Source organism: Citrobacter sp. Cpo091 (assembly GCF_030332645.1).
GTDB classification, from domain to species: domain Bacteria; phylum Pseudomonadota; class Gammaproteobacteria; order Enterobacterales; family Enterobacteriaceae; genus Citrobacter; species Citrobacter portucalensis.
On record NZ_JAOWHL010000028.1, the window covers coordinates 498,287 to 513,208 of the forward strand.

Annotated in this window: 15 protein-coding genes; 8 read left to right on the forward strand and 7 right to left on the reverse strand. The window is 52.3% G+C overall.

Annotated features, from left to right (window positions below; genetic code table 11):
- The first annotated feature begins 1 nt into the window (after position 1).
- From OGY04_RS23205 to OGY04_RS05890, 4 genes are read left to right on the forward strand one after another with little or no spacing between them, the layout of a single operon-like run.
- Complete coding sequence (locus OGY04_RS23205; RefSeq protein ID WP_079934057.1) at positions 2-934, forward strand: ABC transporter substrate-binding protein; 933 nt, start codon at positions 2-4, stop codon at positions 932-934.
- 10 nt (positions 935-944) lie between these two features.
- On the forward strand, positions 945-1,454 hold the full coding sequence (locus tag OGY04_RS05880; RefSeq protein ID WP_003833076.1) for a GNAT family N-acetyltransferase: 510 nt from the start codon (positions 945-947) through the stop codon (positions 1,452-1,454).
- A gap of 9 nt (positions 1,455-1,463) precedes the next feature.
- Positions 1,464-2,390 (forward strand): amino acid ABC transporter permease, encoded by a 927-nt coding sequence (locus tag OGY04_RS05885; protein ID WP_048214165.1) that lies wholly within the window; start codon positions 1,464-1,466, stop codon positions 2,388-2,390.
- A complete protein-coding gene (locus tag OGY04_RS05890; protein ID WP_279850606.1) occupies positions 2,374-3,147 on the forward strand; it encodes an amino acid ABC transporter ATP-binding protein in 774 nt (257 codons plus the stop codon). Before OGY04_RS05885 ends, OGY04_RS05890 begins: the two co-directional genes overlap by 17 nt.
- A gap of 35 nt (positions 3,148-3,182) precedes the next feature.
- Here OGY04_RS05890 and OGY04_RS05895 read toward each other — a convergent pair whose 3' ends face one another.
- The gene (locus tag OGY04_RS05895; protein WP_284884894.1) at positions 3,183-4,172 is read right to left on the reverse strand and encodes a zinc-dependent alcohol dehydrogenase family protein; all 990 of its coding nucleotides are present in this window, start codon (positions 4,170-4,172) and stop codon (positions 3,183-3,185) included.
- 89 nt (positions 4,173-4,261) lie between these two features.
- Positions 4,262-5,191 (reverse strand): LysR family transcriptional regulator, encoded by a 930-nt coding sequence (locus OGY04_RS05900; protein WP_020996394.1) that lies wholly within the window; start codon positions 5,189-5,191, stop codon positions 4,262-4,264.
- Between the two features lie 112 nt (positions 5,192-5,303).
- On the opposite strand from OGY04_RS05900, the gene OGY04_RS05905 reads away from it, so the two are divergent.
- Positions 5,304-5,921 (forward strand): glutathione S-transferase family protein, encoded by a 618-nt coding sequence (locus OGY04_RS05905; protein ID WP_126318050.1) that lies wholly within the window; start codon positions 5,304-5,306, stop codon positions 5,919-5,921.
- A 69-nt stretch (positions 5,922-5,990) separates the two neighbouring features.
- Here OGY04_RS05905 and OGY04_RS05910 read toward each other — a convergent pair whose 3' ends face one another.
- Positions 5,991-7,301, reverse strand: a complete 1,311-nt coding sequence (locus tag OGY04_RS05910) for an MFS transporter (protein ID WP_218659242.1) — start codon at positions 7,299-7,301, stop codon at positions 5,991-5,993.
- A 74-nt stretch (positions 7,302-7,375) separates the two neighbouring features.
- Complete coding sequence (locus tag OGY04_RS05915; RefSeq protein WP_032943493.1) at positions 7,376-8,572, reverse strand: L-talarate/galactarate dehydratase; 1,197 nt, start codon at positions 8,570-8,572, stop codon at positions 7,376-7,378.
- Between the two features lie 319 nt (positions 8,573-8,891).
- On the opposite strand from OGY04_RS05915, the gene OGY04_RS05920 reads away from it, so the two are divergent.
- Both OGY04_RS05920 and pptA read left to right on the forward strand, forming a co-directional pair.
- Positions 8,892-9,896: a LacI family DNA-binding transcriptional regulator gene (locus tag OGY04_RS05920; protein WP_162623432.1), complete on the forward strand. Its 1,005-nt coding sequence runs from the start codon at positions 8,892-8,894 to the stop codon at positions 9,894-9,896.
- A 34-nt stretch (positions 9,897-9,930) separates the two neighbouring features.
- Positions 9,931-10,158: a tautomerase PptA gene (pptA, locus tag OGY04_RS05925; protein WP_032943490.1), complete on the forward strand. Its 228-nt coding sequence runs from the start codon at positions 9,931-9,933 to the stop codon at positions 10,156-10,158.
- A 37-nt stretch (positions 10,159-10,195) separates the two neighbouring features.
- Here the strand turns inward: pptA and OGY04_RS05930 are convergent, their stop codons facing one another.
- Positions 10,196-12,172, reverse strand: a complete 1,977-nt coding sequence (locus OGY04_RS05930; RefSeq protein ID WP_286584938.1) for an alkyl/aryl-sulfatase — start codon at positions 12,170-12,172, stop codon at positions 10,196-10,198.
- 213 nt (positions 12,173-12,385) lie between these two features.
- Entirely contained in the window at positions 12,386-12,958 is a 573-nt protein-coding gene (locus tag OGY04_RS05935) for a flavin reductase family protein (RefSeq protein WP_003833054.1), read from the reverse strand.
- 157 nt (positions 12,959-13,115) lie between these two features.
- On the opposite strand from OGY04_RS05935, the gene nhoA reads away from it, so the two are divergent.
- On the forward strand, positions 13,116-13,961 hold the full coding sequence (gene nhoA / locus OGY04_RS05940) for an N-hydroxyarylamine O-acetyltransferase (RefSeq protein ID WP_286584940.1): 846 nt from the start codon (positions 13,116-13,118) through the stop codon (positions 13,959-13,961).
- Between the two features lie 58 nt (positions 13,962-14,019).
- Here nhoA and OGY04_RS05945 read toward each other — a convergent pair whose 3' ends face one another.
- Positions 14,020-14,913, reverse strand: coding sequence for a PhzF family isomerase (locus OGY04_RS05945; protein WP_286584942.1), 894 nt, complete (start codon positions 14,911-14,913; stop codon positions 14,020-14,022).
- Between the last annotated feature and the right edge of the window lie 9 nt (positions 14,914-14,922).

A 14,922-nucleotide genomic window follows, 5' to 3' on the forward strand; every position in this document is an offset into this window, starting at 1 on the left:
TATGCAGAAAAAATCAGTGTTTCTCGCGCTGTCACTGGCTTTAAGCGCGACCGTTTGGGCAAATGAGGTGACGATTAACGGCACCGGCGTAAGTCTGGAAGCCAATAAAGCGCCGATCAATACAGCTAAGAATCCGCAGGCGATTGCGCAGTTGCCCGCAAACCTGCACCTGGCCGTACCGGGTAAATTCACCGTGGCGATTGCCGGGCTCAGCCAGCCGCCGCTGACCGTCTTTGCCGATGACAATAAAACGCTGATCGGCAGCGAGGCGGATATCGCGCGTCTGGTGGCTGACAGTTTGGGGCTGGAACTCAACGTTGTACCTACGTCATGGGAAGACTGGCCGCTGGGCGTCACTTCCGGCAAATACGATGCCGCGATCAGCAATATTACCGTCACCAAAGCACGCAAAGAAAAATTCGATTTCGCGACGTATCGGAAGGACTCTCTTGGCTTTTATGTCAAAACCGGTAGCAAGCTGAAGAAAATCGAGCAGGCGGAAGATATCGCAGGACTACGCATTATCGTCGGTTCGGGGACTAATCAGGAAGCCATTCTGTTGGCCTGGAACGATGAGAACGTGAAGAAAGGGTTACAGCCGTTTACGCCGGTATATACCAAAGATGATGCCGCGCAAACCCTGGCCCTACAGTCAGGCCGCGCCGATGCCTACTTCGGTCCTAATGTAATCGGCGCGTGGAAAGCTGCACTCAACGGTAAAACGCAATTAGTGGGTAGCGTTGATGGCGGTTGGCCAAAAGCGGCACATATCGCTGTGACGCTGAAAAAAGACAGCGGTCTGGTTCTGCCGGTACAAACCGCCCTCAACGGCGTGATTGGCAACGGCGACTATGACAAGGTGCTGAATCGCTGGGGAGAAGGGGTGGAACGCATTCCACAATCTGAAATCAACCCGGCCGGTTTAGGCGACTAAGGAGGTCATCGTGAGCGATCAATTTCGCGTGCTCTCACCGGAAGCCAGCGAGCTGCAGCCCATTTTGAACGGTCTGTTCGGTGAATATGCCGCCCGCTATGGCGATTACTTTTCTCGCGACGCTGAAGTGGAACTGACCGAATGGTATCTGGCGCCGCAGGGACTTTTTGTGGTACTGGAGCGCCGCGGCGAAATTATCGCCACCGGGGCTTACAAACCTTACGACAAGGACACCGCCGAGATTAAGCGTATCTGGACAAAAAGCAGCCTGCGTCAGCAGGGGCTGGCGGCGCGGGTGGTGCAGGAACTGGAACGTAGAGCGCTGCTCGCAGGCTACAGCCGGATTTATCTGACCACGGGATTTCGCCAGCCGGAGGCCGTCAGACTTTATTTAAGCCAGGGCTACGATCCGCAATTTGATACGACGCGCGATCCCGAAGAGTACAGCCTGCCGCCGTTTGATGGACGACTGCGCTTTACCAAACTGCTGACTATTGCCGGTCAGGCCAGAATCGCCTGAGGAGAGAAAATGAAAACGACAGATAGCATTAGAGTCGTACCGGCACGTTATCCCATGCGTACCGTAGGCGCGGTCATTGCCTTATTTGCCCTTGCGGTAATTCTCCAGTCCGTGGCGTTTAATCCGCGCTGGGAATGGAGCGTGTTTGCCCGCTGGTTCTTTGATCCGGTTATCTTGTCCGGCCTCGGGCAAACGCTGTTACTGACGCTGATCGGGACGCTGTTGAGTATTGTCATCGGCGGTCTGCTGGCGTTGGCGCGGCTTTCATCTTCCTGGCTGTTGAACGGTCTGGCATGGGGATACATCTGGCTGTTTCGTTCGTTACCGCTGATTGTGGTGCTGATCGTTTTGTACAACTTCTCCTATCTGTACGACACGTTGACGATTGGTATTCCGTTCACTCCCATTCAGTGGGGAAGTTTTGAGACCATCAATGTACTCGGTCAGTTTTCCACTGCGGTGGTTGGCCTGACGCTGGTGCAAAGCGCCTATACCGCTGAAATTATTCGGGGTGGATTTTTAGGGGTCGATCACGGTCAGTACGAGGCAGCGGCAGCACTGGGCTTACCAGCAGGGCGACGTACGCTGCGGATTATTCTGCCGCAGGCGCTGCGCACCATTTTGCCTGCTGGATTCAATGAAATCATCAGCCTGGCGAAAGGGACGGCGATGGTATATGTGCTGGCAATGCCGGAGCTGTTCTACACCATCCAGATGATATATAACCGCACGCAGGAAGTGATCCCGCTGCTGATGGTGGGTGCGGTATGGTATCTGGTGATCACCAGCGTCCTGTCGTTAATTCAGCACCTGGTTGAACGTGCGTTGGCACGCAGCGAACGACGTTCAGCGATCAACACAACCCGGGTGAGGCGTGCAGAAAAACGCAGTCGTCAACGTCCACAGCAGGAGGCCGTCCATGTCCCGCTCGCCTGAAGGCCATATTTCTATTACCGGCGTTAGCAAATACTTTGGTCGCCACAAAGCGCTGGATAATGTGTCGCTGGAGATCCCTCCCGGTACGGTAACGGTTATTCTTGGCCCGTCCGGTTCAGGGAAATCCACACTCCTGCGGGCCATCAACCATCTGGAACGCGTCGATGAGGGGTTTATTCAAATCGATGGCGATTACATTGGCTATCGTCGGCAGGGAGACAAGCTGTATGAGCTGAAAGAGGCGGAAATTTTGCGCCAGCGCGTTAACGTCGGCTATGTGTTCCAGAACTTTAATCTGTTCCCGCACTTAACGGTTCTGGAGAATCTGATTGAAGCGCCCATTGCGCACGGACTGGCAACGCGTAAAACCGCCACCGAGCGGGCATTAACTCTGCTTGATGCAGTAGGGTTACGGAATAAAGCCGATGCCTGGTCGCGTCACTTATCCGGAGGTCAGCAGCAGCGTATCGCTATTGCCCGTGCGCTGGCGTTAAATCCGCGCGTCATGCTGTTTGATGAGCCTACATCTGCACTGGATCCTGAACTGGTCGGTGAAGTACTGGATGTCATTAAAGCGCTGGCGAAGTCGGGAACCACGCTGGTTGTGGTAACGCATGAGATTGGCTTCGCCCGGGAAGTGGCGGATCAGGTGGTGTTTATGGTCGATGGCAAAATCATCGAGCAGGGCAGCAGCGAGCAAGTGCTGAATCATCCAAGCCACACGCGCACTCAGCAGTTTTTGTCGAAAGTGCTTTGAGACACAATGCGGCACAAGGCTGTGCCGCACAGAGGTTACAGAGTGACGACGATTTTGCCTACCTGGCCGTTGGCTTCCATGTATTGATGTGCTTCGACGATATCATCAAAGGCAAAGGTTTTATCAATCAGCGGCTTGAGCTGGCCAGACTGCAATCCTTCAAAGATAAACCGTTTCGCCCGCGCAAGTTTTTCTGCGTCCGTGGTGATTTCGAAAATCTCATAGCCGCGGAAGGTCAGATGGCGACCAAGTATCTCAATGACCGGGATAGAAAGGTCACGTGAATCAAGCGAACCATACTGGAAAAAGATCCCACCGGCTGGCATCACTTGGGCAATTTTTGCCACCGCTGGGCCACCGACCGGATCGAACACCACGCGGGTTCCTTTGCCCTCAGTAATCCGCTGAATCTCGGTCACCAGATCCTGCTCCTGGCTTGCAATAACCTCTGCCGCGCCCCGTTGCAGCAACTGATCACGTTTCTCACTGGTCCGTGTCATCGCAATCGGTTTTGCTCCCCGCATGTTAGCAATCTGAATTGCCGCCAGTCCGACGCTGCTGGAAGCAGCATTGATCAGCACGTTATCACCGGGCTTAATATCCGCATATTCAACCAGCGCACCGAAAGCGGTCACATACATCATCCAGCTGGCAGCAGCCTCGGTAAAGCTCAGGTTTTGTGGATGCTTTACGACCGCGTGAGCGGGGGCATTAACGACTTCACCATACATTCCATATTGATGAAAGCTGAATGCCGGGATGACGCTAACGTAATCGCCAGGTGCAAACTCACGTACGTTGTCTCCCACTGATTCAATGACTCCGGAAGCTTCATAACCCAATCGCGCCGGGAAATTAGGTTGGTAAATATACTGTCCGGTGCGGTACATAACTTCCGCACGGTTGATACCAATAGCCCGCACGCGGATCTGAACCTCATTTGCATCAGGCGCGGGAACCTGCATCTCCTGAATCTTCAGGACTTCAGCGCCACCAATTTGATTAAAAACTACGACCTTAGACATAGCAGACCTCAGTAAATTGTTCTGTATTGGGTCTGCACAATTTAACGACTCAGATGAGAGTGAAAAACCGTTGTTGCGGAACTTCACTATTACTTATTTTGTAATAATCCCTGAAGTCGCGGTTTTTGTTGGCTAAAAAGTTCGCATAACCAGTCAATGAATACCCGAACCCGAGGGGCGAGATGACGTCTGTCCGGGTAAAGCACCGAAACTGGTTTTGATTCTCCGGTATAATCGGCCAGCACCTCAACAAGCTGGCCTGACTGAAGATAGGGCGCAAGGACAGCATGAACGCCACGTATAATGCCGAGTCCAGATAAGCAGCCGGTCAACAGAATATCGGAGTTATCAACGCTTATCCGCCCTGCGGGGGTGAACGATTCGGTTTTACCTCTGTTGACGAAGGTCCATTCCAGCGCTTCGCGATGACGCTCGCTAAAAAAGTTAAGCGCCTGGTGTCGGGATAAATCCTCTGGTACCTGCGGCACCCCCTGTTTTTGCAGATAATCCGGTGAAGCACAGGTCACCATTTTGACCTCACCAAGCCGCCTGGAGATCAAGGTCGAATCTTGTAGCTCGCCAATACGGATCATGCAGTCGATGCCTTCGGCAAGCATATCGATTCTACGGTCGGTGGAGGTGAGTACCATCTCGATGTCAGGATATCGCGACTGGAAATCTTTCAGCGCAGGAACTAACACGGAGTGCGCCAGCGACAGAGGTGCATTAACCCTGAGTTTTCCGCGCGGCGGGCGGGCAGGTGAAAAAGAAGCCATGATGTCATCAACGTCACTGAGCAGGATTTTTGTGCGTTGGTAAAAGGCATCACCTTCTTCTGTCAGACTCACTTTACGAGTCGTGCGGTTAAGCAACTTTGCCCCCAGATCGTCTTCAAGATGTTGGATAGCTTTGGTCACCGCAGGGCGGTGCAGGTGTAACACATCTGCGGCTCTGGCAAATCCACCTTGCTCAACAACCTGTACAAAAATGTTCATGTATTCAAACATACTGGAACGCATTGCTTATTCTCTCCCGGTATTCGACCATTGTTATTATGAAAGTAATAATCATGTCTGCATAGGTTGCCGAATGCTGCTCTACACTTAGGGTTTTAACGTTGGGGGTTGCAGCATGATTAAGGTCTATGGGGTACCGGGCTGGGGATCGGCCATCAGTGAAGTGATGCTCACACTGGCGGAGATCCCTTACAGCTTTATTGATGTGGACGGTTTTGACAGCGATGGTCCTTCGCGGGAGTTGCTTAAAACAATGAATCCACTATGCCAGGTGCCCACGCTGGTACTGGAAAATGGCAGCGTGTTGACGGAAACGGCGGCGATCGCGCTGATGATCCTCGATCGTCGCCCCGAACTTTCACCACCCGTTGGACACGCCGAACGCCAGCAGTTTCAGCGTCTGCTGATATGGTTGGTGGCAAATGTCTATCCCACGTTTACCTATGCCGATTATCCTGACCGATGGGTACCGGACGCCCCGGCGCAGTTGAAAAAGAACTGCATTGAGTACCGTAAATCCCTCTATATGTGGCTGAACAACCAGCTAAGCGCCGAGCCGTACGCATTTGGGGATCAGCTAACACTGCTAGACATTTACATTGCCGTTATGCGCACCTGGGGACCAGGGCATGACTGGTTTCAGGACAACACGCCGAATATTAGCGCCATCGCCGATGCAGTTTGTCAGCATCCGAGGCTGCGTACCGTACTGAAAAGCAATAAGATTATTTGAGTAAAAAACGCTGTTCCGCAGGAGTGCAAATCCCGGAACAGCGGGCGAACTATCGCCATAAGTTTTAAATTACGCGACAGAAGGGGTCAGCGTAATACGATCCAATGGACCCACGATAAACAGATAAGAAATCAAGCCAATCAGCCCCATCGAACCGACGTACAGAATGGCGTAATCAAAAGACTGGGTATTCGCCAGAATGATGCCGATCACCAGTGGCGTGATGATACTGGCCATATTGCCGCACATATTGAAAACGCCACCTGCAATACCGAGCACTTCTTTTGGCGAGGTATCGCTAAGTACGCACCATCCCAGATTGCCAAAACCTTTGGCGAAAAACGCCAGACTCATCGCCGTGATCACCACAAATTCTGACGAGGTGTAGTTGGCGATAACGATGACGCAGGAAAGCAGCATTCCGCAGATAACCGGCAGCTTACGGGCAATCGTCAGGCTGTAGCCGCGCTTTAAAAGCCAGTCGGAGAAAACACCGCCTAATAATCCACCGATAAAACCGGCAATGGCAGGGATACTGGCGACAAACCCCACTTTGAGGATCGACATGCCTTTCGCCTGATACAGATAAGTAGGGAACCAGGTCAGGAAGAACCAGGTAATGGATGTCACGCAGAACTGTCCGATATATACGCCAATCATCATGCGGTTGACGCAGACGCTTTTAATTTGCGCAAAGGTAATCTTCTGTGGTTCTTTTTTATTACCCAGCGACGGTTCACCACCGCCTTCCCGAATATAGTCAATTTCCTGCTGGTTCACCTTTGGATGATGCATAGGGTCTCTTACTTTGACCAACCAGAAGATGCCAAGAATAACGCCTATTGCCCCAATGTAATAAAACACAAAGTGCCAACTGAGATTATGCAAAATAATCGTCATTAGCGGCGTAATAATCCCTAACGAGATATATTGCGCGGCCTGATAGACAGAGGTAACAAAGCCCCGTTCGTTATTAGGAAACCACTGCACGCTTAATCGGCTATTGGCCGGAAAGGCCGGAGCTTCAATCGCACCCATCAGTAATCGTAAGATAATCAATACGACAAGCGGGCTGGCGTACAGATAAATGGTGCCCTGAAACATAGTCACCAGCGACCAGCCAATCAGTGCGCAGCCGTATACCAGACGCGAGCCATAGCGATCCAGCAGCCAGCCGCCGGGTAGTTGCATAATGACATAAGAAATACCGAAGGCAGAAAAGGCCAGCCCCATTGCTTCAGGATCAAAACCTAATTCTTTGCTCATAATCGGCGCCACGACGGATAACGTCGCGCGATCGGCGTAATTAAATACGGTCGCAAGAAACAGAAATATCAGAATGCCGTAACGCACTTTTGTACGCTTTATTATTGTGTTCATCACCCACTCCTTTCATAAGGTTGAGAGCGTTTTTGTAGGGGAGGATGGCGGGTATTGCTTACCCGCCAAATTAATTAAGGACGTTTGCCAAACTCGCAGGTTAATTGCGTCCAGCGGCGCGCCTGCTCGCTGATGCTGAAGCCCAGACCGTGACGATCGGAAACCCACATCCGGCCATCGCGCAGCTCAAGTTGTTCGTTAAATAACGGGTTCAGCCATTCGAAATGCTCCAGCCATGGTTCAAGCGGATAAGCGGCGGACAGATGCAGGTGAACTTCCATAGCGAAGTGCGGAGCCAGTTTGCGACCATGTTTAGCCGCCAGGTCCATAATTTTCAGGAACGGTGAAATCCCTCCCACACGCGGTGCATCGGGCTGCACAAAATCGCTGGCATTGCCGAGGATCAGCTGTTCATGTTCGCGGAAGCTGGTCAGCATTTCACCGGTGGCAATCGGGGTATCAAGCGCGGCGGCCAGTTGGGCGTGACCTTCAACATCGTAGGCGTCCAGCGGCTCTTCAATCCAGATTAGATTGAACTGCTCCATTTTACGTCCCATACGGATGGCGGTTTCCCGATCCCACTGCTGATTGGCATCGACCATTAGCGGGAAGTCATCCCCCAGCGCTTCACGCACCGCGGTCAAGCGGCGAATATCCTCGGCGCAGTTTGGCTGACCAACCTTGAGTTTGATACCACCAATGCCGTTTTCACGGGAAATAACCACGTTTTTTAGCACCTGATCCAGCGGCGTATGCAGGAATCCGCCGGAGGTGTTGTAGCACTGCACGGAGTCCCGATGCGCGCCAAGCAGTTTTGCCAGCGGCAATCCTGCACGTTTGGCCTTCATATCCCATAAAGCGATATCGATAGGGGAGATGGCCTGTACCGCCATGCCACTGCGTCCCACGGAAGCGCCCGCCCACAGCAGCTTGGTGTAGATCTTGTCAATATCGTTTGGATCTTCGCCTAACAGGTTATCGGCAATTTCTTTGGCATGCGCATAGATTCCCTGGCCGCCAGCCCGCTTGGAGTAACTAAATCCCACGCCTTCAAACCCGTCGCGGCTGCGGATCTCGGCGATGATTATGGCGACTTCAGTTAGCGGTTTCTGGCGACCGGTGAGCACTTTGGCATCGCTCACGGGTGTTGCCAGAGGAAGGAAAGCCAGAGACAGTTTTACCCATTCAATACGGTCACCGGTTTCTGCTGCGGTTTTAGCGTTAGCCGATTTGGCATAGGTCACGGCATCGGAATTGGCACTTAAAGACATATTGTTCTCTCCTGGTGATAACAAATGATTGCGCTATCATTTTTAATGTTAGCGCAATTACTGTGCCAGCGAATTGACTGCGATTTGAACAATTGCTCACAAATTCAGAGAGAGAAGGGTGGTAAATTATAAACGACGTCACATTCCAGTACTTTATGGAGAAATGCACAAATCATTGTGATTGCGCTATCATTGTGAGTGGCGATAATTAACTAAGCTGCTGTTTTCCCTGCGTTATCACTGAGCAACGCTGGCAATAGCCAAAATCATGATGAATAATGCCAGGATAAATCAGCGATTTTTGACAAGGGCATCGACAGTGAAAAATCCCAAACCACCGCGCGCTCCCACGCTGGAAGATGTTGCCCGTACCGCGGGATTGTCACCCATGACGGTGAGCAGGGCGTTGAATACCCCGCAACTGGTGCGCCCGAAAACGGTTGAAAAAGTGATGCAGGCGGTGCGCGCCACCGGCTATATTCCCAACGCACTGGCTGGGGGACTGGCGTCGCGTCGCAGCAAGCTTATCGCCGTGGTTATTCCGCAAATTAACAACAATATGTTTGTCGATACCATCCAGTCATTAAGTGATGAACTGGCAGAACGCGGATACCACATTTTGCTCTGCGTGTCGGGTTATACGCCGCAAACAGAGGCGGAGCTGGTGGCGACGCTGCTTTCTCGTCGCCCGGATGGTGTAGTACTCACCGGTATTCATCATACCGCTGAGCTGAAAAAAGTGATTCTTAATGCGGCCATCCCGGTCGTGGAAATCTGGGATTTAACCCCAACACCCATCGATATGCTGGTCGGTTTTTCGCATGAAAAGGTCGGGCAAGCGGTGGCAGACTATCTGCTGAATAAAGGCTATCGACGTCCGGGGTTGTTATGGACTGCCGATCGCCGGGCAGGCCAGCGTAAACAAGGACTGTGCGATGCGTTGAGTCGTCATGGTATTGCGGCTGACGCACAGGTGGACGTCCCGCTACCGGCCTCTCTGGCATTGGGACGCACTGGATTAACGCAGCTATTGGCGGAGCGCGAGTTTGATGTCATTGTCTGTAGCTCTGATACGCTAGCCCAGGGGGCGATCATGGAGGCCGAAAGTCGCGGTATACGCGTGCCGCAAGAGTTGGCGGTAATCGGTTTTGGCGATCTGGATTTTGCTGCCAGCAATCGGCCCGCCATCACCACCGTCAGCGTCGACAGACGGGCCATCGGGCAACGTGCTGCCTCACTGCTTGCCGATCGTATCGAACAAATTCCGCGTGAAGACGATATTATTGATGTCGGTTTTCATCTGGTAGAACGAGAGTCCGCATAAGTTACCTGCAACCCAAAACAATAAGGAATCTGCTATGCCGCACGTTGATATTAAATGTTTTCCTCGCTCTCTTACCGACGAACAGAAAACCGCCCTGGCGGCGGATATTACCGAGGTTATTATTCGTCATTTGCAAAGCAAAGACAGTTCAGTCAGCGTGGCGCTCAATGAAGTTGAGCCAGAGGCGTGGCAGGCCGTGTGGGATAAGGAAATTGTGCCGCAGATGGCGAGATTAATTAAAAAACCTGGCTACAGTATGTAAGAAAAAACGGGCGGATTTCCGCCCGTTTTCGTTGTGCTTATGGCGTAACGATGTTGAACCAGAATTCGAATTTATCCATATAGCCGAGCATGGCATCAAGCTTGGCGCCGTCACCGGTTATCTTCACGTCACCGCTGTCTTGTGCCTGTTTCAGCGTCACTTCCTTGAGGATGATTTTGTTCAGCGTATCGCGATTAAGCGTGATCGTAGCATCGGCATCTTTCGCTTCGGCATTGGCGGTATGGTTCAGGACGCCATTCTCCAGCTCAAGCTTATATTTACCGCCATCACTGCCAAGATCGATGTTAAACACTGACTTCGCATCACCCGCTTTTTGTCCGTTAATATGCACTGCCAGATAATCGAAGAACATTTCCGGCGTCATAGCACGAACGGTATCCGGGCTGGCGGTATTCGGGGTTGGGCCTTTGACCACGCCGTTACGCAGCTCTTGCGCGCCGGTCAGGTAGAAGTTACGCCACGGGCCGGATTCAGCCTGATAACCCAGTTGCTCAAGCGCATCTGCTTCCAGATTACGTGCGGCCTGGTTATTTGGATCGGCAAACACGACTTTGCTTACCACCTGTGCCACCCAGCGGTAGTTGCCCTGGTCATAGTCTGCTTTTGCTTTCTGCAAAATGGCGTCCGCACCACCCATGTAGTCGACAAATTTCTTCGCAGACTCTTCCGGCGGCAGCTCATCCAGCGTTGCCGGGTTGCCGTCAAACCAGCCGAGATAGAGCACATAGGTCGCTTTTACGTCATGGCTCACTGAGCCATAGTAACCGCGGTTAGCCCAGGTATGTGCCAGTGAGTCCGGCAGCTTAAAGTTGGCAGCGATTTCATCGCGGGTCAGACCTTCGTTAGCCATGCGTAGCGTCTGGTCGTTGATGTAACGATACAGATCGCGCTGACTTTTCAGCAGGCTGACCACCTTGTCATTACCCCAGGTTGGCCAGTGGTGCTGCGCCATCAGCACCTCGGCTTTATCACCCCAGCGCACAATCGCTTCGTTGATGTATTTGGACCACGGCAGCGGCTCACGAATTTTGGCTCCGCGCAGGGAGTAGGTGTTGTGCAGGGTGTGGGTAACATCTTCTGCGGATTCAATCAGTTTCTTCTCTTCGATGTACCACAGCATTTCCGATGGTGCTTCGGAACCCGGAGCCAGCATGAAGTCATAGGTCAGGCCATCGATGACCTCTTTTTGTCCATCTTTCTCAATGATATTTGTTGGCGCAATCAGGGTAACGGTTCCCGCGGAGGTCGTGGTTCCCAGTCCCGCGCCGACCTGGCCTTTGGCATCAGGTTTGAGTAGGTTGCCGTACATGTAGCTCGCGCGGCGGCTCATGACGTTACCGGCCATGATATTCTCAGCGACCGCGGCTTCCATAAAGCCGGCTGGCGCATAAACTTTCACGTTGCCCGCTTTAACGTCGGCTTCATCGACAACGCCGCGTACGCCGCCGTAATGGTCAACGTGGCTGTGGGTATAAATCACCGCAACAACTGGTTTTTTACCGCGGTTTTTAAAGTAAAGATCCATCCCGACTTTGGCCGTTTCTGCCGAGACCAGCGGGTCAACAACGGTGATGCCTTCTTTACCTTCAATAATGGTCATGTTTGACAGATCGAGGTTACGAATCTGGTAAACGCCATCCGTTACTTCAAACAGCCCGCTGATGTTGATCAACTGAGATTGACGCCACAGGCTCGGGTTTACCGTATCCGGGGCTTTATCGCCTTCTTTGATGAACGCGTACTGCTGCGGATTCCAGATAACATTTCCCTGCTCGCCCTTGATCACGTCCTGCGGGAGTGGGGCGATAAAGCCTTTATGGGCGTCGGTAAAGTCGGTGTTATCGGAGAAGGGCAGTTGATTGTAAAGCGCGTTGTTGGCTTGTTGCGTGGCGGCTGTAGCGTCTTTGGGGGCTTCAGCGGCCATAAGGGGAACAGAAAACGATGTGAGTAACCCAGCAAGTATAAAACTTTGTGCGATTCTATTAAGTTGCATCGTAAAACCTCTCTGACACTTCAAAAGTACAGTTGGGGATGCTGCTTTGACGGATAGCGTTTCGATTAGGTATTTGAGTTAGTGCAAGATTAACTATAATTCACATGAATGATTAGGCAAGGAAGGCAGAGTAATTTATCTAACTGGTTTTTCAGAAGTTTTAAGAAAACAGTTGCGGATGACAGAGCAGAACTGCCATCCGTTAGCATACTATCATTCACCTGCGATAATGCGTTTCCCGCTGGAGATAAACGTTCCGGCCCCAAGGTGATGCAGAGTATTGAGCTTGCCATCATCAAACTGCCAGCGTCCTTCCACGAAGGCTCGCTCATCAGCAGCAGCGGAGACCACTTCCCCAAACAGAGTGTCATATTTTTCCTGTGCCGCCGTGGCTGGCAACAGGCGACACTCCATCCAGGCCAGACATTTCGCTTCTATCAGCGGTAAACCTAGCACGGGTCCTTGCACCACGGGAATGCCGTAACAGTTGAATTTATCCTCCACGCGACCGGAAACGCTGCCTACGGCCCAGGTCCAGTTGACGGCGGCGATACCCGGAATAACGATGCCGAATTTACCGCTACGTTCAATGAGATCCCGCGACCAGGCGGTCTTATCAACAACAATTGCTACCCGCGGCGGCTCAAATTCCACGGGCATTGACCATGCCGCAGCCATCACATTTCGCCGCTCGGTATGCTCATCCCGGCTGGTTATCAATATCGTTGGGCCATGATTGAGTAGCCGGCTGGCATGTTTTAATTCGATCGGACGAAAATGGCTCATGGATGCTCCTTGGCTGAGAGATAACACACCACAATAAACATAGATATTAACGGTATTAGCGATTTTGTCGCCTCACAGGAATTAACAACGCACAAAATCGACAGCGTAAAACGAAAAATACGTTATAAGTACTGCATTAATCGAACAGGAACTCCGTATGACGCCTTTTTTAACCGCTTATTTTGCCCGTATTTGCTGGTCAGGTTCGGCCAACGTCAACCTTGAAACCTTGCAAGCGCTACATCTACTGCACAACAGCGCAATTCCCTTTGAAAACCTGGATGTATTACTGCCAAGAGAGATGCAGCTTGACGATTTGTCGCTGGAAGAGAAGCTGGTAACGGCGCGTCGTGGCGGTTATTGCTTTGAACAGAACGGCGTGTTTGAGCGCGCGTTACGCGAAATCGGTTTTAACGTACGTAGCCTTCTCGGTCGCGTGGTACTGGCAAATCCGTCAAGCCTGCCGCCGCGCACGCATCGTCTGTTGCTGGTTGAATTGCAGGGAGAGCAGTGGATCGCCGACGTTGGTTTCGGCGGGCAAACGCTGACAGCACCAATTCGTCTGCTGGCTAACACTGAGCAGAAGACGCCACACGGCGAATATCGGCTGATTCAGGAAGGTGAAGATTGGATCCTCCAGTTCCGTCATCACGAACACTGGCAGTCAATGTATCGTTTCGATCTGGTCGTGCAGCATCAGAGCGATTATCTGATGGGCAACTTCTGGTCCGCACACTGGCCGCAATCACATTTTCGCCATCATCTGCTGATGTGCCGTCATCTGCCCGACGGCGGGAAATTAACGTTAACCAATTTTCACTTTACCCATTATCAGGATGGACATGCGGTAGAGCAGATTAATTTGCCTGACGTCGCCAGTTTGTATGCGTTGTTGCAAGAACGATTTGGACTGGGTGTGGATGACGTGAAGCATGGATTTACCGAAGATGAGCTGGCGACGGTCATGGCGGCGTTTGATACGCATCCGGAGGCGGGGAAATAGGGGCATCGGAAGTCATGCCGGATACGGCGTCATCGCCTTATCCGGCCTTCGGGAACAATTAAAAATCTATCGCCCATTCTGCGTGAAACAGGATCACCGCCGAACCGGTAATGGTGACTTTTTCCGGCTGGTTTTCACGGATAGTCACCGTCACATCAACAATCCCGTCGCGCCCGAGCGCACGGCCCTGATGCCCCTGAACTCGTAACGTTTTCCCATCATGCGCCATCAGCCCATGGTGGACCAGCCACGCGCCCATTGGACCGTTGGCATTGCCGGTAACCGGGTCTTCCACAATACCAATAGCAGGTGAAAACATGCGGCCATCAGTGGCGTTTTCGCCCTCGCGGATTTGAAAAGGGAAAAAGCCGTTACAGCCAATTTGCTGGCTGATGGCGGTCAAAGCCGGTAAATCAGGGGAAAGGGCGTCAAGGTCCACCTCGGGTTTCAGTGGAATCATCACTTTCGAATGTCCGGTCGTGGCAACCTGAATGGGTAAGCCTGCCAGCATATCGTCTTCGCTCAGGTGCAGCGCATCGAGAATCGCAGTACGAACAGCGCCCTCCAGCGGAGGTTCAAAACCCGGTTCACCTTGCTCAAGGCTCATGCGATAGTCATTCCCGGTAGCGTCAATATCCACCCGATGACGTCCGGCCAGCGAGGTTTGCCAGACCATGCAGTTGCCCAGACCCAGCACCTTGGCCCGCACATAATGCGCGGCGACGGTAGCATGCCCACAGATAGGAACTTCGACCGTCGGGGTGAAATAGCGGATGCGAACATCGCTGTCGTCACTGGTCAGCAGAAATGCGGTTTCTGAATGACGCAGCTCGCGAGCGATGAGCTGCATCTGCGCGTCACTCAGCCCATCAGCATGTAAAACCACACCTGCTGAGTTGCCGCGAAAAGGGACCGGGGTAAAGGCATCGACGTGGTAAACCTGTGGTTTCATTAGCGTTCT